The organism is Amycolatopsis sp. cmx-4-54 (assembly GCF_046548895.1).
GTDB lineage: Bacteria > Actinomycetota > Actinomycetes > Mycobacteriales > Pseudonocardiaceae > Amycolatopsis.
Genome location: NZ_JAEBEJ010000001.1, coordinates 92,106 through 108,685 on the forward strand (window position 1 = coordinate 92,106; position 16,580 = coordinate 108,685).

At 67.8% G+C, this 16,580-nt stretch carries 15 protein-coding genes; 6 read left to right on the forward strand and 9 right to left on the reverse strand.

Annotated features, from left to right (window positions below; translation table 11 throughout):
• Nucleotides 1-264 precede the first annotated feature (264 nt).
• Nucleotides 265-933 (forward strand): flavin reductase family protein, encoded by a 669-nt coding sequence (locus ACLJQ7_RS00440; RefSeq protein ID WP_410646985.1) that lies wholly within the window; start codon nucleotides 265-267, stop codon nucleotides 931-933.
• Here the strand turns inward: ACLJQ7_RS00440 and ACLJQ7_RS00445 are convergent.
• Nucleotides 879-3,416, reverse strand: coding sequence for a P-loop NTPase fold protein (locus tag ACLJQ7_RS00445; protein ID WP_410646071.1), 2,538 nt, complete (start codon nucleotides 3,414-3,416; stop codon nucleotides 879-881). The two genes, ACLJQ7_RS00440 and ACLJQ7_RS00445, sit on opposite strands and share 55 nt — an antisense overlap.
• 270 nt (nucleotides 3,417-3,686) lie before the next feature.
• Between ACLJQ7_RS00445 and ACLJQ7_RS00450 the strand changes: the two genes are divergently transcribed.
• Nucleotides 3,687-4,931, forward strand: a complete 1,245-nt coding sequence (locus ACLJQ7_RS00450) for an MFS transporter (protein ID WP_410646072.1) — start codon at nucleotides 3,687-3,689, stop codon at nucleotides 4,929-4,931.
• On the opposite strand, the gene folE is transcribed toward ACLJQ7_RS00450, so the two are convergent.
• Nucleotides 4,921-5,517 (reverse strand): GTP cyclohydrolase I FolE, encoded by a 597-nt coding sequence (gene folE / locus ACLJQ7_RS00455; RefSeq protein ID WP_410646073.1) that lies wholly within the window; start codon nucleotides 5,515-5,517, stop codon nucleotides 4,921-4,923. The genes ACLJQ7_RS00450 and folE overlap by 11 nt on opposite strands.
• Before the next feature lie 132 nt (nucleotides 5,518-5,649).
• Between folE and ACLJQ7_RS00460 the strand changes: the two genes are divergently transcribed.
• Nucleotides 5,650-6,387: a helix-turn-helix transcriptional regulator gene (locus tag ACLJQ7_RS00460; RefSeq protein WP_410646074.1), complete on the forward strand. Its 738-nt coding sequence runs from the start codon at nucleotides 5,650-5,652 to the stop codon at nucleotides 6,385-6,387.
• Nucleotides 6,388-6,392: 5 nt separating this feature from the next.
• Here the strand turns inward: ACLJQ7_RS00460 and ACLJQ7_RS00465 are convergent, their stop codons facing one another.
• Nucleotides 6,393-6,845, reverse strand: a complete 453-nt coding sequence (locus ACLJQ7_RS00465) for a carboxymuconolactone decarboxylase family protein (RefSeq protein WP_410646075.1) — start codon at nucleotides 6,843-6,845, stop codon at nucleotides 6,393-6,395.
• Nucleotides 6,846-6,913: 68 nt separating this feature from the next.
• On the reverse strand, nucleotides 6,914-7,609 hold the full coding sequence (locus ACLJQ7_RS00470) for an SDR family NAD(P)-dependent oxidoreductase (protein ID WP_410646076.1): 696 nt from the start codon (nucleotides 7,607-7,609) through the stop codon (nucleotides 6,914-6,916).
• A 106-nt stretch (nucleotides 7,610-7,715) separates the two neighbouring features.
• On the opposite strand from ACLJQ7_RS00470, the gene ACLJQ7_RS00475 reads away from it, so the two are divergent.
• Nucleotides 7,716-8,294 (forward strand): TetR/AcrR family transcriptional regulator, encoded by a 579-nt coding sequence (locus ACLJQ7_RS00475; protein ID WP_410646077.1) that lies wholly within the window; start codon nucleotides 7,716-7,718, stop codon nucleotides 8,292-8,294.
• Here ACLJQ7_RS00475 and ACLJQ7_RS00480 read toward each other — a convergent pair.
• Nucleotides 8,291-9,667, reverse strand: a complete 1,377-nt coding sequence (locus ACLJQ7_RS00480) for a cytochrome P450 (protein WP_410646078.1) — start codon at nucleotides 9,665-9,667, stop codon at nucleotides 8,291-8,293. The two genes, ACLJQ7_RS00475 and ACLJQ7_RS00480, sit on opposite strands and share 4 nt — an antisense overlap.
• A gap of 100 nt (nucleotides 9,668-9,767) precedes the next feature.
• On the opposite strand from ACLJQ7_RS00480, the gene ACLJQ7_RS00485 reads away from it, so the two are divergent.
• Nucleotides 9,768-10,364 carry a TetR/AcrR family transcriptional regulator gene (locus ACLJQ7_RS00485; RefSeq protein ID WP_410646079.1) on the forward strand — a complete coding sequence of 199 codons (597 nt, stop codon included), beginning with the start codon at nucleotides 9,768-9,770 and terminating at the stop codon, nucleotides 10,362-10,364.
• Here the strand turns inward: ACLJQ7_RS00485 and ACLJQ7_RS00490 are convergent.
• Nucleotides 10,282-11,076 carry a glycosyltransferase family 2 protein gene (locus ACLJQ7_RS00490; protein WP_410646080.1) on the reverse strand — a complete coding sequence of 265 codons (795 nt, stop codon included), beginning with the start codon at nucleotides 11,074-11,076 and terminating at the stop codon, nucleotides 10,282-10,284. The genes ACLJQ7_RS00485 and ACLJQ7_RS00490 overlap by 83 nt on opposite strands.
• Before the next feature lie 2 nt (nucleotides 11,077-11,078).
• The gene (locus ACLJQ7_RS00495; RefSeq protein ID WP_410646081.1) at nucleotides 11,079-11,708 is read right to left on the reverse strand and encodes a class I SAM-dependent DNA methyltransferase; all 630 of its coding nucleotides are present in this window, start codon (nucleotides 11,706-11,708) and stop codon (nucleotides 11,079-11,081) included.
• Nucleotides 11,709-11,832: 124 nt separating this feature from the next.
• Here ACLJQ7_RS00495 and ACLJQ7_RS00500 point away from each other — a divergent pair, with 124 nt between their 5' ends.
• Complete coding sequence (locus ACLJQ7_RS00500; protein WP_125683301.1) at nucleotides 11,833-12,177, forward strand: MmcQ/YjbR family DNA-binding protein; 345 nt, start codon at nucleotides 11,833-11,835, stop codon at nucleotides 12,175-12,177.
• 1,073 nt (nucleotides 12,178-13,250) lie between these two features.
• On the opposite strand, the gene ACLJQ7_RS00505 is transcribed toward ACLJQ7_RS00500, so the two are convergent.
• Together ACLJQ7_RS00505 and abc-f are read right to left on the reverse strand one after the other, a co-directional pair.
• A complete protein-coding gene (locus ACLJQ7_RS00505; RefSeq protein WP_410646082.1) occupies nucleotides 13,251-14,504 on the reverse strand; it encodes a DUF222 domain-containing protein in 1,254 nt (417 codons plus the stop codon).
• 177 nt (nucleotides 14,505-14,681) lie between these two features.
• On the reverse strand, nucleotides 14,682-16,301 hold the full coding sequence (abc-f, locus tag ACLJQ7_RS00510) for a ribosomal protection-like ABC-F family protein (RefSeq protein WP_410646084.1): 1,620 nt from the start codon (nucleotides 16,299-16,301) through the stop codon (nucleotides 14,682-14,684).
• Between the last annotated feature and the right edge of the window lie 279 nt (nucleotides 16,302-16,580).

A 16,580-nucleotide genomic window follows, 5' to 3' on the forward strand; every position in this document is an offset into this window, starting at 1 on the left:
CTTCGTCGTTCGAGTTCGGCGAACTTACCAGCAATCGGCCGAACGCAATACTCCGAACGATCGCGTGCCCAGGAGGGCACCTCGGAAAGGGTAAGCGCTTTGGCCGCGCGAAGCCGTCCGCCGACGGAGTTGATCGCGACGTCCGATTCACGCCAGTCTCCGGCGCGCGACACGGCGAAGCTGGCGAACGTGACAGCTACTACGACGGCGGCCGAGGCCGCGCACACCCGTATCGAGCCGGGAATCCTGTACTTCGGCACCCCGGTGGTGCTCCTTTCGACGGTCGACCAGGCGGGCACCCCGAACCTGGCGCCGATGTCGTCGGCGTTCTGGCTCGGCTGGCGAGGCATGCTCGGGCTGGGCGCGAAAGCGAAGACGGCGCAGAATCTCATGCGCAACCGTGAATGTGTTCTGAATCTCCCTTCCGACGCCCTGGCGGCCGCCGTCGACCGGCTGGCGCTGACCACCGGATCGGATCCCGTCCCGGCCCGCAAGTACGAACGCGGCTACCGGCACGAACCCGACAAGTTCGCCCGTGCCGGGCTCACCCCGGTCCCTTCGGAGACGGTCCGGCCGCCGCGTGTCGCGGAATGCCCGGTGACGATGGAGGCCGTCGTCGAGGCCGTCCACCCGCTGGCGGAGGACGACCCGGCACAACGCGGCGGCGTCCTCGTGTTCGAGGTCCGCGTGCAGCGCGTCCACGTCCACGACGACGTGCGGATGCCGGGCACCGAAGACCGGATCGACCCCGACCGGTGGCGGCCGCTGATCATGAGCTTCCAGAAGCTCTACGGCCTCGGCCCGCAGGTCCATCCGTCGACGCTGGCGCGGATCCCGGAACGGCTCTACCGGGGGCCCGACATCGAACGCTCGCGGGATCAGGCGTCGCGGGCGAACGAGAACCGGTTCACCAACGGCAACCAGCGTCGATAGGACGCGGCCAGCAGCGGCCACGCTTCGCCGGACAGGCCGCGTTCGAGCTTCGGCCGCAGTTCGTGGTCGTTCATCGACGACACGAGGTCGAGGGCCTTGTCGTCGGGGTCGGTCCCCTCGAGATCGGCGAACCACCGGATGGCGTCCGGATCTCCGACGTGGACCGCGAGCAGCACCAACACCGCGCGGAACGGTGCCTCGCGGTCACCGTCGGCAAGGAAGCTGGCCAGTTCCGTACCGGCGAAGCGCGCCCGCAGCAGGCGGTACAGGTTCAGCAGTCTCTTCGCGGCCCGCGGGGACCGGACGAGCGGGGCCAGCGTCGGCAGGAAATCCAATTCCGCCTGTGAGATCACCAGTCGAGGAGGTCGAACGTCTATTGTGGACTGTTCGGACGACGGTTTCGGCGCTTCCGCGTGAGGAGACGATGCGACCACGGCCAGGGGAGGACGGCCGCCGATGGCCCGATCCGTTCCGGCGGGGGCCGGCACCGGAGTGGCGTCGGGGGCCTCGGTGTCGGCGAGCCCGCGCACGAGCCCCGCGAACCCTGGATCGTCCATGGGGGACAACGTGAACGGCACCTGGAAGATCTTCTCGAGGTAGCTCTCGGCGAACGATTCGGGGTCGTCGCCGAGCATCTCCTCGTAGTGCTGCTCGACGGCCTTCTTGAGCCAGCGGGAGTCGACGCCCACCACGACGACGAACACCGGCAGCGCCAGCAGGAGATGGATGGCTTCGAGGACCTGGACGACAACCCTTGGCGGGCAGCGGTCGAGGTCGTCGATGTACAGCACGGTCCGTTCGATCTTTCCCGAACCGTGCGGCACCTCGGCGAGCATGGTCGCGAACGTCTCGAGATCCTTGCGCAGCAAGGAGACCACGCCCAGATGCTCGACGTAGTCCGAAACCCGGGATTCGGCGAACGACACGAGGTCCAGGCCGGGCGCGAGGTCGGCGACCGCCTTTTCGAGCCGGTCGGATTCGGCGTCCAGCTCGGCGAGCCGCCGTTCGGTCTCTTCGTCCTCTTCGGACGGGCCGCCGAGTTTGTCGAGCGCCTGATGGATCCGGTCCGCGCTGGCCCGCATCCGCAGGACGACGGTCAGCGCGGAGCTCACCACGGTGAGCCCGCCGAGCACGCCGGACACCTGCGAGCGTCCGACGAGCAACGTGACGACCAGTACCGTCACCAGTCCGCCGATCAGGACCAGCAACGGAACCGGATCCTGGCGCAGTCGTCGCCAGAATTCGGCGACGTCCGAACGCAGGCCGCCGGTTTCCTGGGCCAGCCGTTCGAGGTCTTCGGCGGTCGGCTGGTCGACACCGATCCTGGCCGCGATCCACGCCTTGTCGGCTTCGGTGAGGCTCTCGAAGACCGCGCGGACGTACTCACGCGGCTTCCGTCGCCTCCGGTTCGCCTGTTTTTGCCGGGCCGTCAGGGTTCTGCGTTCGAGGCGGACCGCGCTCAGCCTGCCGAGCAGCGTTTTCTCCGTCTTGCGGCGTTCGGCGAGCAGGTCGGCCTGGCGCTGAAGGTCGTTCTCGGCGCCGCTCGCGGCGAGGTTGTCGAAGATATGCGTGGCGAGGCTGGCCAAGAGGTTCGCTTCGCTGTAGTGCCAGGCGTTGAAGCTGATCTGGCGGACACTCGAACAGTAGGAGGACACGGACTTCCCGTGCGTACCCGCCTCGGTCTCGGCCGTCCGCGCGGAATCGGCGAGCTCGCGGACGCGCAGTTGCATCTGGCGCATGAAGAAGCTCTTGCCCGAACCCCAGCTGCCGAACAGGCCGATCGACAGGGGAGGGGTGATCATCCGGGAGACCACCAGGTCGGCGAGCATGCGCACGTCGGGACCGATGCCGAGGCGGTCGACGCCGTCGTCGGTGTCGGGCCGGTAGTCCGCGAGGTGAGTGGGGAAGGGGTCCCGATCCATGCTTTTGGAACCGGCAGAACTTCGCGTGCCCGCGATCTCGTCGATCGTGCGGATGGGCCCCGAGCCGGGGAACATCTCTTCGGCGTCCGCCCGTTCGCCGGTGGAGAGATCCGGGCCGATGTGCAGGACGGTCGGCCCGAGGCGATCGATCGCCGCACGCAGTTCGGGATGGTCGTACTGGCTTTCGCCCACCAGCCCCAGAATCCGGCGCCGAGGATCCCGGTCCAGCCACTTGGCCACCGCGGCGGGGTCGCGGCCGAGGGTCTGGGGCAGCTTCCGGTCGAGCCAGAGCACCGCGTCGCCGTCGTGCCGGTCCGTCACGAGCTCGTCGAGCTCCGGCTCGACGACCAGTTCCGTTCCGGCGTACATCATCGTCAAGGCTTCCAAGGCCGATCGCCTCGCACCCGAGTAGACCTCGTGGACGAGGAGGGTGAACGGCGTGGTCGCGAGCGCCGACCTGAGCGGGCCGTCGATGTCCCTGGGCAGATAAGCCCCTGGTTTCTCGCCTGGTGCCTTGTTCATCAGCAGAACCGACGGATCGACGTCGCGCACCAGCACCATCCGTGCTCCCCTCCCAAGGCCGAACGGAAGAGCAGTCTAGGCCGTGTCCTGCAAGTCGTGTTCGCGGTCTTCGCGCCCAGGTGGTCCCTGACGGCACGGGCGGGCTCGGCCGAGTACGACCCGGTACGAGGCCGACCCGCCCGCACCGCCAGGAACCACCTGGATCACGAAGCCCATCGAACAGACTCACAGGACACGGCCTTGGGGGCAGTCGCTCAGCTGTGGGTGAAACTCCGCATCCGTTCGGTCACCGGTCGCTACGTTGATCTCATGGCGGAGGAGCGGCTCGACGGCAGGTACGCGAAGCTCTGGGCGGCGAGTACGACGTCCGCGCTGGGCAGCGGTCTCGCGACGGTGGCGGCGCCGTTGCTGATCGCTTCCCGCACCGATGAACCGCTCGTGGTCTCGGGCGGGTTCGCGGTGGCGTGGCTGCCTTGGCTGCTCTTCTCGCTGCCGGGCGGCGTGCTGGTCGACCGGGTGGACCGGCGCAAGCTGATGATCACCCTCGACTGGATCCGTGTCCCCGCCGTCGCGCTGCTGGCCGTCGCGATCTCGATGGGGAACGTCAGCATCGCGTTGCTGTACGCCGTCCTCTTCGTGATCAACGCGAGCGAGGTCGTGTTCCGGACGGCAAGCGGGGCGATGCTGCCCTCGATCGTCCCGAAAGCGTTGCTGGAGCGGGCGAACGGGCGGCTCTACGCCGGGACGACACTGACCCACGGCATGCTCTCGGGGCCGCTGAGCGGATTCCTGTTCGGCGTCGCGGCGAGCATCCCATTTTACGTCAACGCCGGTACGTACGCCGTCAGCGCGCTGCTGCTCGGGTTGATCGCGGGCGCGTACCGGCCGCGGCCCGGCGACGGCGCGCCGGTCGCGCGCCGGTCGATGCGGTCGGAGGTGGCCGAAGGGTTCCGCTGGCTCGCCGGTCAGCGTCTGCTGCGGACCATGATCGGGTTGATCGGGATGCTGAACCTGACGCTCGTCGCGGCCACCTCGGTCCTCGTCCTGCTCGCGAAGGAACGACTCCAGCTGGGTTCCGTCGGTTACGGCCTGCTCTTCACCTGCATGGCGGTGGGCGGGCTACTCGGCTCCATCGCGGGGGACCGGCTGATCGCCTGGTGCACGCCGACCTGGACGTTGAGGATCGGCCTGCTGATCGAAGCCGGGACCCATCTGGTGCTCGCGACGAGCACGAGCGCGCCGGTGGTCGGGGTGATCCTGTTCCTGTTCGGGGTACACGGCGCCCTGTGGGGAATCGTCGGCAGTTCCCTGCGCCAGCGGCTCACCCCGCCCGACATGCTGGGCCGGGTCGGCAGCACCAGCCTGTTCGTCATCGCGGGCGGCAACTGCGTGGGTGCGGTGCTCGGCGGGGCGGCGGCGGCGAAGTTCGGGCTGACGACGCCGTACTGGGCCGGTTTCGTGGTGGCGGTGATCGTTTCCGCGCTCACCTGGCGGGTGTTCGACCGCGAGGTCGTCTCCGCGGCCTACGCGCAAGAGCCCACGGTCAGCCGTTGATACCGGTGAGGGCGAAGAACTCACTGCGCGAACGGGCGTCTTCACGGAGCGTGCCGAGCAGGGTCGAGGTGACGGTGCTCGATCCGACGGCCTGGACCCCGCGCAACGTCATGCACGAATGCTCCGCCTCGATCACCACGCCGACGCCACGCGGTTCGAGCTGCTCTTCGAGCCAGTCGGCGACCTGCTTCGTGAGCCGTTCCTGAACCTGCGGACGGCAGGCGAAGTGCTCGACGATCCTGGCCAGCTTGGACAGACCGAGGATCCGCTCTCCCGGCAGATATCCCACGTGCGCGACCCCGACGAACGGCAGCAGGTGGTGTTCGCAGACGGATCGGACCGGGATCCCCCTGGCGAGGACGATTTCGTCGTAGCCCTCGTCGTTGGGGAAGGTCGTGAGGTCGAACGGCCTGGGGGTGAACAGCTCGGCGTACGCGCGCGCCATCCGGCCCGGCGTGCCGCGGAGGCTCTCGGAGTCCAGCGAAATGCCCAGTGCGGTGAGGAGATCGGCGGCCGCGGCCTCGGCCGCCACCAGATCCGGCCCCGGCCCGGATTCGTGCACGACGCGCAAGGCGGGAGTGGACATTGGGCCTCCTAGGCTGAACCGCGATCCCCAGTGAATTTAACCAAGTCTTTTGGGTGTTTTGCCACCCCGCGGCTCATCGTACATGGTAGATCGGCAGTCCAGAATGTTCCGCCGGTTGAGATAGGCGATATCGTGGTGAACGTGACAGTGCCCCATCCGCCCGACCTGCCCGACCCGGACGGCCTCGACGCCCCCGCCATCGCCGCGGTGGCGGCACTCGACGACGACCTCCGTCGCGGCATGTACGCCTACGCCCGGCGCGCGAGGCGTCCTGTCACGCGCGACGAAGCGGCGGCGGCCGTCGGGATCTCGCGCAAGCTCGCCGCCTTCCATCTCGACAAACTCGTGGCGGCCGGGCTGCTCAGATTCGGTTTCTCGGCCGGTCCGGTGGTGAAGGTGGGGCGCAGGCCGAAGGTTTACGAACCCGTCGACGAGGCCATCCAGGTGCAGCTTCCCGTCCGGCGTCACGAGATCCTGGCGGGCATCCTCGCCGAGGCCGTGCTCGCCGAAGGAAGCGGCGAGACCGCGAGGGAAGCCGTGCTGAGGGTCGCGGGGGAGCGCGGTTTCGCGGCAGGCGAGGAGGAACGAACGCGAACACGTCCCGGCAGGCTCGGCACGGAACGCGCGCTCACCGTGGCCGAAGGGGTGCTTCGCCGCTACGGCTTCGAGCCGAGCCGGGACAGCAGGACCTGCGTCCGGCTGCGGAACTGCCCGTTCCATCCGCTGGCCGCGGAGGCTCCGGAGCTGGTCTGCGGGATCAATCAGGCCTTCCTGACCGGTTTCCTGAACGGCGTGCGCGCCGGGAACGTGGAGGCGGCCCTCGTTCCCGGCGCGGCCGAGTGCTGTGTGGAGTTACGGCAGGCCGAGTAGGCCGCTCAGGCGGCGCCGGCGATCTGCCGGGTGGCGACGTTGAGCCGGTTCCAGGTGTTGATGGCGGCGATGGACAGGACAAGGCTCGAGAGCTGCTTTTCGTCGTAATGACGGGCCGCCTCGTTCCAGACCTCGTCGTCGACCGGGTCGGCCCGGTCCGCGATGCGGGTGATGGCCTCCGCCAGCGCGAGCGCCGCCCGTTCGGCGTCGGTGAAGTAGGCGGTGTCGCGCCACGCCGCCACGGTGAAGATCCGCTCGTCGGATTCGCCCGCCTTGCGCAGTTCCTTGGTGTGCATCTCCAGACAGCCGCTGCATCCGTTGATCTGGCTCGCGCGGACGTGCATGAGGTAGTGCGTGGTGTTCGGGACACCGGTGTCGCCGGTCGACTCCGCCAGCGCGATCAAGGCCTTCAGGGTGGCGGGGTTCGCGAGGGCGGGGTTCGGGATGCGGGATTCCATGGTCGTTCTCCTCAGGGGCTTCCGTCTTGCTTTCACCGCACTGACGGATCCCGGAGCGGAGATGTGACTTACCAGGGCACGACCTTGCCGTGGAGATCAAGGAACTGGAGCCCTGGCGCGCCGGCCTGGGCTTCGAGGACGTCGACGACGGCGGGCATGCTCTCCTCGGGCGAGAGGGGAGCGCCGGGGCCGCCGAGCGGCGTCTGGTTGTGGCCGGGGTGCACGAGGAGCTTGGTGTGCCCGTCTTCGGCGTACCTGGTGGCGTAGCTGCGCATCAGCTGGTTGAGCGCGGCCTTGCTGGCCCTGTACGCCTCGAATCCCGGCCTCGTGTTCAGGGAGATACTGCCCTGCCTGGACGACATGACCGCGACGGTGCCGCCGGGTACCACCAGATCGCGAAGCGCTTCAAGGGTGCGCAGCGGGCTCAGCGCGTTGGTGATCATGACTTCGGCGAAGGTCTCGGCCGAGACCTCCGTGATCGGCAGGTTCCCCCGGTCGATCGCGGCGTTGACGAAGAGCAGGTCGAGCTTGGTGCCGTCGAGCCGGTCCCGCAGGGCGGCGAGCTGCTCGGTATTGGTCATCTCCAGTGACTCGACCCGCAGACGCCCTCTCGATGTGTCGGCCTTCCGCTGTAGGTCGCCCCCGCTTCGGCGCGCCGTGGCGATGACCTGCCGGCCGCGCCGGGTCAGCTCCTCGGCGAGGACCAGCCCCAGGCCACGCGAAGCGCCGATGACGAGAGCCTGACGTTCGGATGTGTCGGACACGAAAACTCCTTCGTGACGGGATTTTGAATAGACGAGACGTTGCGTCTAGACAGTAGCACGGGGCCTGTCGCCCGGACACGGCCGCGCTGACCGGTAGTGTGGCCGCATGCCAGCCGTGAATTCGCAGCCCCGCAGGGCGCGCTCCGGCAATCAGCGCGACGAGGCCGCCCGCCTGGCCGTGCTCCATGCCGCGGACGACCTGCTCGTCGAGCACGGCTTCGCGCGGCTGACCATCGAGGCGATCGCGCGCCGGGCGGGCGTCGCCAAACAGACGATCTACCGCTGGTGGCCCTCGAAGGTCGAGATCCTCCTCGACACGCTCATCGAGGACAGTGAGAAGCGCTTCCCGATCCCGGCGGAGGGCGGTATCCGTGGCTACTTCCGCGGCTTCGCGCGGTTCGTCACCCGCGACCCGGCGGGCAAGGTCCTGCTCGCGCTCATCGCCGAGGCGCAGCACAGCCCGGAAACCGCCAAGCGCCTTCACGACCGTTATCTCGGCCCGCGCCGCGAACTGGAACGCGACCTTCTGGCGCGCGGCATCGAGTCCGGCGACGTCTCGACCACGCTGGACCTCGACGCCGCACTCGACGCCGTCGCCGGCCCGATCGTCTACCGGGCCCTGACGGGCGCGAGCGTCCCGCGCACCCTGGTGGACGCCCTTTTCGACACGGTGCTCAAGCCCTAGGCGGACACCGCCGCGCGGTCGCGGAGCGAGACCCGCAGTTTGAAGCCCTCCGGCTTGAGGGTCAGCAGCTCCTGCACCTTCAGGCGATAGGACGGGTCGCCGCGCAGTTCGTACCGGCTCAGCAGCATGCCGAGCACCAGCGTCGCCTCATGCAGGGCGAACTGCCGCCCGATGCAGGCCCGCTCGCCGGTGCCGAAGGGTTTGTACACGTGCGCCGGGCGGGCACGGTTGCGTTCCGGGGAGAAACGGTCCGGGTCGAACGACTCGGGATCGTCTCCCCAAACGGGATCGCGGTGCAGGGCCGGGATGAGGACGAGCGCCCACTGCCCCTTCCGCATTCGGTACTCGCCGCCGACGACGGTGTCCACCTGGGCCTGCCGCGCGAACGCGGGCGCCGTCGGCCAGAGCCGGAGCGCTTCGTCCAGCACTCGCCGGACGTAGCGGAGCTTCGCGACTTCCTCGTAGGACGGGTCCGGGTTCTCGCCCCAGACCTTGTCCACTTCGGACTGAGCGCGGGCCAGGACGTCCGGATTCCTGGCGAGGTAGTACAGCGCGAACGACAGCGCGCCCGACGTGGTTTCGTGCCCGGCCACGAGAAAGGTGATGATCTGGTGCCGGATGTTGTCCTCGTCCAGCGCTTCGCCTGTGCTCGGCTGCGTGGTATTCAGCATGAGACCGAGCAGGTCTTCGGTGCTCGGATCGTTGCGGCGCGCCTCGATGACGTCGGCGACGACCGAGTGGAGGAATGCCAGGTCGGCTTCGTCGCGCCGACTCGCCTTGCGGCTGAGCAGCGGGCCGATGACCGGCGGCTGGATCGCCCTTCGCTGCGCGTGCCGCAGCGTGCGGACCATCGCGGCGACGAATGGGTGCGGCTCGGCGCGTTCGAACGAGGAGAAGCTGTAGCCGAATCCGGTGCGGCCGATGGTCTCCAGCGTCAGCTTGGTCATGTCGTCCGCGACGTCGACCTCACCGCCTGTGTCCCACGCGTCCAGTAGCTCGCGGGTGATCGCCAGCATCGTCGGGTGGTAGCGCTGCATGGCGTTGCGGCTGAACGCGGGCGCGAGGATCTCGTGCGCGCGCCGCCAGTTCGGCTCTTCGTTGTGTGCGGTGAACAGTCCGTCGCCACCGAGCGGGCGCAGGTTCGAGATCGCGGGCGTGACGTGCTTCGCGAAGCGCTTCTCGTCGGAGAGGTCGGCGACCATCTCGGCGCCGTTGACGAACACGATGCTCCGGCCGAACACCTTGCGCTCGAAGACCGGGCCCAGTTCGGCCGCGTGTCGCATCGAGTCCTGGACCGGCGTCTTCGGCGACACGCCGAGCACGTCGCCGATCAGCGGGATCCGCCGCGGGGGATGGGGGAGAGCGGTGGCCATCGAGCCCCTCCTGATGAGCACTGTGTGCACTGTTGAACCGGCATCCAATAGCGAGCGTGGCCCTGTTACTGAACTCGTGTCAAGTAAGTACGATGCGGGGATGGCGCCAAGTACTTCCGGGAAGCCCCGCAGCAGGCTGAGCACCGCCGAGCGGCGGGAACAGCTGCTGCGGATCGGCGCCCGCCTGTTCGCCGAGCGGCCGTACGACGACGTGTGGATCGAGCAGGTCGCGGACATCGCCGAGGTGTCACGGGGGCTGCTGTACCACTACTTCCCGACGAAACGGGACTTCGTCACCGAGGTCATCAAGGCGCAGGGTGAACGCCTGCTCGAAATGACCAAGTCGGATCCCACGCTCCCGGTCGCGGAGCAGTTGACGGCCGGTCTCGACGCGTACCTGCGCTACGTCGAAGCCAACGAGGACGGCTACCGGGCACTGCACTCGGGCACGTCGATCGCCGTCGACGGCGTCCGCGAAGTCCTGGACAACAACTTCGCCGAGCAGGGACGCCGGATCCTCGAGGTGCTGTGCCCGGACGGCGAGCCGCCGGAGGCGCTGCGGGTGCTCGTCCGCGGCTGGCTGGCCTTCGTCGTCGCGGTCTGCCTCGACTGGCTCAAGTACCGGAAGCTGACCCGGGACCAGATCCGGGATCTGTGCGCGAAGGCGTTGCTCGACCTCGTCGACGTGCCAACATGACCTCGGCGCGTTCCTCGATCAGTCTCATCCGCGCGAGCCGTTCGCCGTCGTCGTTGTGCGCCGCGGACCGGGTGACCTGACCGGCCCACTTCCGGTAGAACATGCCGCACGCGGAGACGAAGTAGCCGTCGGAGCAGGCGTTGGCGGCGAGGATCAGCCCGGTGTCCTCCGACGCGGGCAACGCCATCCAGCCGCCCAGTTCCAGCAGCAGCTCGCGACGGATGCAGAGCGTCCCGGCCACCACCGACGATACGTATCCGTTGCGCTGCCAGTGACGCAGGATCGCGCCGCGTTCGATCCGCCCCTCCTCGGGATCGCTGTCGACGCCTGACGTGGTCCCATCGGGAAGGAGGTCGAGCACCCGGCAAGTCGTCCAGTCGATCTCGGGATCCGCCAGCGCCGCGATGTCGCGCGCGAGGGCGCCGGGCGTCAAGAGGTCGTCCGCGTCGAGCGCCTTGATCAACTCACCGGAGGAGCGGGACAACGCCATCATCCGCGCGACTCCGGGGCCGCCGCGGCGCCCCGACCCGGGCAGCACGCGCTGGCCCGCAGGGAGGGTGCCGTCGAGCAGACCGGTCTCGCCGTCCTCCTGTACCAGCCATTCCCAGGTCCAGCCTGGCGGAAGTTCCTGTGCGGCGAGGGATTCGTACGCCTCGGCCAAGTACGGCAGGCTCGGCGGGTGGACCGGGGTGATCACGCTGACGACCCGCATGCTCACTCCGGGCGCCTGGCGAGGATCAGCAGGTGCTCCTCCGGCGGTGTCCCCGGCTCGTCCGCGGTGAAGAGCTCCGAATGGGTTCCGGTGACCTCCATCCCGGCTGCCGCGACCCGCCGGACGAGGTCGTCCGGAGCGAAACTGGTCTCGAGGAAGGTGCGGCCGAAGAACTCCGCGGGCACGTCCTCGGCGTCACGCGGAACGGTGACCAGAGCGAAAAGACCACCCGGCACCAGCCAGCGCGCGATGTCGGCGAGCACGGCTTCGGTGTCCTTGCGCGGCATCTGGAGGAACGGGAAAAAGGCGCAGACGGCCTCCCACGACTCGGACGGCGAGGTCCATTCCCGCACGTCGGCGTGGACGAAGGTGGCGGCGGGAACCTGCTCGCGCGCGAGTTCGATCATCACCGGCGACACGTCGAGCCCGGTCACCCGATGACCGGCGGAGGACAGGTCCTCGGCCACGGGCCTGCCGGTTCCGCTGCCGATGTCGAGCACCCTCGACGACGGCGGCAGCGTGTCCAGCAGATGCCGCACCGCCCTGTCGACCGCCGGCGCCCGTCCGAAGACGTCTTCGTATGCGGAACCGATGGCGTCGAACAACTCTGCCGCCGTGACCGGTCGGTCCATTGCGCAGCTCCCCGGATCGAGTGGATCTCCCGGAGGCGAATCTACCGATCGACGTCCACAAAAGACGGGCCCACCCGGGCCCTTAGACTGGAGCCGACGGAGTTACTGGGGTTTGGGGTTCACGATGAGCGTGTCGAGTGACGAGTTCCACCGGATGCTGAAGTCGCTCGCCGACGTCGAGCGATCCGACGCGAAGGAGTGGGAGTCGTTCAGCGTGCGCGGGAAGCGGTTCGGCTACTACTGGCCGCGGACCCAGACCGTCGGCCTGAAGCAGACGCTCTCGGAACAGGAAGCCCTCGTGGCCGAGCGGCCCGACGTCTTCGAGGTGCAGTTCACGGCCGGGGGATTCGGCTGGGTGGTGGTGTACCTCGACGGTATCGAATCCGACGAGCTGAACGAATTGGTCTACGAGGCATGGCGGCTGTCGGCGCCCGAAGAACTGGTCGATCAGGTTCCGCCGCCCTGCTGAGGGTTACCGCATTCGTGTGTTGACGCGCGTCACTTCTTTCGCGGGGAACGTTTTCCGAGTCGTGGCGTTGTAGAGGGTGTCGGTACGGATGGTGCCCCCGGGCCTCACCCTTCGCCTTCATGGAATACCGGTTCGGCCGGAGCCATGTCGTGCCTTTCGCCGAGAGGCGGCCCACCGTATCGACCTTTGCTCCCGCTTCCGCTCGCAGGTAACCCCCAGGCCTTCGCTGAGCGGGAGCGGGTCTTTTTTGTCCGACCGGACCTCGGTTGACGCACGTCACTTGCTCGCCGGGAACATTTTCTCGGGTCGGCGCGTTGAATGAATTGTTGGCTCCCGCTTCCGCTCGCAGGTAACCCCCAGGCCTTCGCTGAGCGGGAGCGGGTCTTTTTCGTACATTCGAGTGTAGACGCGGGTCACATCGATTCGGGATCGGTGCCGGGGAACATTTCGAACGGTGGTGCGTTGTAGAGAGTGTCGGTACGGATGGTGCCCCCGGGCCTCAACTATCGCCTTCACGGAATACCGGTTCGGCCGGAGCCGTGTCGAGCCACTCGCCGAGAGGCGGCCCCCGTACCGGCCACAAACTCCCGCTTCCTGCTCGCAGGAACCCCCAGCCTTCGCTGAGCGGAAGCGGGACCTTTTCCTTCCAGCCCGTCGCCGGTTCGGCGGCGGGCTTTTTCGTTCCTGTTCCGAATCGGCTCGGATGGAACGGCCGGTGGTCCGTGAAGGCCTCCTTGAGGGACCCAGAGTCCCTCAAGGAGGCCTTCACGGAACGAGCCTCGCCAGTGCCGCCAGCCACAGCGAGGCGCGTGAAGGCCCCCTTCCCTCCGCTCAGCCGAGGAAACTCGACCTTCACACCTTGCCGAGAACAGGAAGAGGGCCTTCGGGTACTTCAGATCCCGGTGTTGGCCGCTGGACATGACTTCGTCCATCGCGTCGAGGTCATCGTGCTGAAGTAAGAATCGACGGTAGTGAAGGGCTCCTTGCCTGCTCTCAGGGTAGGGAAGGAGGCCTTCGCGGAGCGGGCATGGCGAGGGGCCCGTCGCCGGTGTGGCCGACGGGCTCCTCGGGATTTAGACGTGGTGGAGGGTGTTGCGGCGGGGTTGTCGGAGCGGATCCCGGTATTGGGGTGGGATGAATTCCGGTAGCCCGTCGGCGGCCATGCGGACTTCCCAGTCGCCGTGGTGGATCAGCCGGTGGTGGAATCCGCAGAGCAGCACCAGATTCCGGAGATCCGTCGGTCCTCCGTCTGCCCAGTGATGGATGTGGTGGGCGTGGCAGTTTTTGGGTTTCCGGTGGCAGCCGGGGAACGCGCAGCCGCCGTCGCGGATGTTGAGGGCACGGCGTTGGCCTGGTGTGACGAACCGCCGCAGCCGCCCCACATCGAGGGGCTCCCCGGCGGCGCTCATCACCACGGGCAGCATGAGACAGTCGCAAGCAGCGAGGCGGGCTTCGCGCGCGGTCATCGTCCCGACGAAATCCAGGCAGGCGGTGCCGAGGCCGGTTTTGAGTTCGTCGAGTCCGATGGTGACATGCACCAGGGTCCGGTAGCCGCTGGTACCAGGCTGATCGGGGCACGCGATCGCCAGGTCAAGGATGTCAGCCCACGCGTCTCCCATGCGCTCACACTTCATCCGCAGATCGGCTTGGCCGAACTCGTCCACCGGGCGGGGCTGGGCATACGCCTCGAGAGCGGCGTGAGTGCGGGCACCGGTCTCGTCATCGAGCAGCCCGGTCAGCTTCCAGAACCCGTCCTTACGCCGCTCCAGCGTGATCTCCCGACGCGGCTCCTTCGGCTCCGGATCCTTCGGCTCGTTCCCGTCCGGATCCAGCAACCCGAGCAGGTTCTGTTCGGCGTCCGCGAGCTGCCGGGGCCCAGCGTCGCGGGCGAGAGTCGCGAGAATCTTCTCCGCACCCGCCCGATCCTCAACAGACGTCTCAGCTGGCAGCTTCTTCAAGAACTCCAGAATCTGATCGACCCGCTCGTCTCCAACCAACCCTTCGGCCGCCACCGCAGCAGTCGCGGGCGCGACAGCGGGAACTTCGGTCCCATCCAACGCGCGGGTCGGATTCAACGCCAGCGCCCGATTCACCACAGGCTGAGCCTCACCACGCGACAACCCCGCCACATCCGCGAACCAAGCAGCCGTCGACCCATACCCATACAAGTCCTTCACGCCCCGAGACTCGATCTCCGCCAGATATTGCCCCAGCCCGGCGGTAGCCATCCGAATCACCCGCAAGGACTGCTGCACGCCATGGGCAAGCTCCAGCTTGCCAGCGCGCCACAGCTCCTGCGGCAACTCGGGAAGGAAGGTCTCGGACACCCCGCCATGATATCCCAAAACAATCGAACACATGTTCGTAATTTTAAGCAACAATGAACGAGCGCATTTACCACTCAAGAGTGATTTGGTGACCGCGCTCCTTGCGCTCGAGTGACCGAAGCGCCGGGCCGTGAGTGTTAGGGTACGAATTGCCACTCACGACCCGGCCGAAGAGCCTCAGGACTCCACGAGTGCCCCACCGGTCAACCGCACCCGCCGGTCCACCTTGATCTCCGCCAGAAACCGCTCGTCGTGGCTCACGACCACGAAAGCACCCTGATACGCCCCCAAAGCGCTCTCCAGTTGTCCGACGCTGACCAGGTCGAGGTTGTTCGTCGGTTCGTCCAGCAAGAGCAGTTGCGGCGCGGGTTCCGCGAACAGGACGCAGGCCAGGGTGGCACGCAGGCGCTCGCCCCCGGAGAGCACGCCGACGGGAAGCTGGCTTCGCGCTCCTCGGAACAGGAAGCGGGCGAGCAGTGTCATCCGTTGCGACTCGGGGAGGCCCGGAGCGAAAGCGGCGAAGTTCTCGGCGATGGTCCGGTCGAGGTCCAGGAGATCGAGCCGCTGGGAGAGGTACGCGATCCGGCCTTCGGCTCGCTTCAGCACGCCACTGTCCGGCGTGAGGTCTCCGTTGAGCACCCGCAGGAGGGTCGACTTCCCGGTGCCGTTTCCGCCGGTCAGCGCGATCCGTTCGGGACCGCGGATCGTCAGGTCGACTCCGTCACCCGCGAAGACGTTCCGGTCGCCGTAGCGGACCTGGATGTGCTCGCCGTGGAACATCGTGCGCCCGGCGGGAACGTTGGTGCCCGGCAGGATCAGTGCGATCTTCTGGTCGTCGCGGAGGGAGCGTTCGGCCTCGTCGAGGCGGTTCTTCGCATCGCTGACCCGGGCGGCGTGCGTCTCGTTCGCCTTGCCCGCGGACTCCTGGGCATTGCGTTTCATGGTGCCGGCGAAGATCTTCGGCAGGCCGGCGTTGCCGAGGTTCCTGGCGGCGTTGCCCGCGCGCCGCGCCGCCCGCTCGCGGGCCTGCTGCATCTCCCGCTTCTCGCGTTTGACCTCCTGTTCGGCGCTGCGGACGTTGCGTTCGGCGACCTCTTGCTCGGCCTTGACGGCCGCTTCGTACTGGGTGAAGTTCCCGCCGTGGTACCGGAGATCGCCGCGGTCGAGTTCGGCGATCCGGTCCATCCGGTCGAGCAGTTCCCGGTCGTGACTCACCAGCAACAGGCAGCCGGACCAGTCTTCGAGCACCCCGTAGAGCTTGCGGCGGGCGTCGAGGTCGAGGTTGTTGGTCGGTTCGTCCAGCAGCAGGATGTCGGGCCGTTTCAGCAATTGCGCGGCCAGGCCGAGGGAGATGATCTGCCCGCCGCTCAACGTGCGCAGGCTCCGGTCCAGCGAAATGCCGTCGAGGCCGAGCCGGTCGAGCTGGGCACGGGTGCGTTCTTCGATGTCCCAGTCGTTCCCGATGGTGGTGAAGTGCTTTTCGCTCGCGTCTCCGGATTCGATCGCGCTCAGCGCCGCGAGCTGCGGGGCGATGCCCAGTACCTCGGCCACGTTCAGCCCGGCGGTGAGCGGTAGCGACTGCGGCAGATAGCCGAGGATTCCCTGGGTGGAGACCGACCCGGACGCCGGCCGCAGCTCTCCGGCGATCAGTTTGAGGAGCGTGCTCTTGCCCGCCCCGTTCGGCGCGACCAGGCCGGTGCGGCCACCGGGCACGGTGAAGGACAGGTCCTCGAAGACCGGGGTGTCATCCGGCCAGGAGAAGGAGAGGGCGGACACGACGACGAAGGCGTCTGACATGGAAATGACCTCGCGAAAGACAGCGGGCGCCTTGAGGCTGCACCGCGGTGGACGTGGCTTGAGGGACGACAAAGAGGCCACATCGGCGTCGACGCCGGTGGCCTGCCTACTCCGGCTCACCCGGAGATGTCGTCTTCACCCGCCACGTCTGGTCTCCACTGCTCGTCGATCAGGTCCGTACCTACGATAACAAGACCTGCCGGACGGTGGCCACCGCAATCCACCGGCCCGGCGAGGGCCGGCCGCGAATCCCGGCGTCTATTCGTTTGTCCGCCACGA

What these genes read in the sequence shown, in the direction of transcription:
- ACLJQ7_RS00445 (WP_410646071.1), bottom strand. Translation starts at nt 3,416, where the DNA reads ATGGTGCTGGTGCGCGACGTCGATCCGTCGGTTCTGCTGATGAACAAG.
- ACLJQ7_RS00450 (WP_410646072.1), top strand. Translation starts at nt 3,687, where the DNA reads ATGGCGGAGGAGCGGCTCGACGGCAGGTACGCGAAGCTCTGGGCGGCG.
- folE (WP_410646073.1), bottom strand. Translation starts at nt 5,517, where the DNA reads ATGTCCACTCCCGCCTTGCGCGTCGTGCACGAATCCGGGCCGGGGCCG.
- ACLJQ7_RS00465 (WP_410646075.1), bottom strand. Translation starts at nt 6,845, where the DNA reads ATGGAATCCCGCATCCCGAACCCCGCCCTCGCGAACCCCGCCACCCTG.
- ACLJQ7_RS00475 (WP_410646077.1), top strand. Translation starts at nt 7,716, where the DNA reads ATGCCAGCCGTGAATTCGCAGCCCCGCAGGGCGCGCTCCGGCAATCAG.
- ACLJQ7_RS00480 (WP_410646078.1), bottom strand. Translation starts at nt 9,667, where the DNA reads ATGGCCACCGCTCTCCCCCATCCCCCGCGGCGGATCCCGCTGATCGGC.
- ACLJQ7_RS00485 (WP_410646079.1), top strand. Translation starts at nt 9,768, where the DNA reads ATGGCGCCAAGTACTTCCGGGAAGCCCCGCAGCAGGCTGAGCACCGCC.
- ACLJQ7_RS00490 (WP_410646080.1), bottom strand. Translation starts at nt 11,076, where the DNA reads ATGCGGGTCGTCAGCGTGATCACCCCGGTCCACCCGCCGAGCCTGCCG.
- ACLJQ7_RS00495 (WP_410646081.1), bottom strand. Translation starts at nt 11,708, where the DNA reads ATGGACCGACCGGTCACGGCGGCAGAGTTGTTCGACGCCATCGGTTCC.
- ACLJQ7_RS00500 (WP_125683301.1), top strand. Translation starts at nt 11,833, where the DNA reads ATGAGCGTGTCGAGTGACGAGTTCCACCGGATGCTGAAGTCGCTCGCC.
- abc-f (WP_410646084.1), bottom strand. Translation starts at nt 16,301, where the DNA reads ATGTCAGACGCCTTCGTCGTCGTGTCCGCCCTCTCCTTCTCCTGGCCG.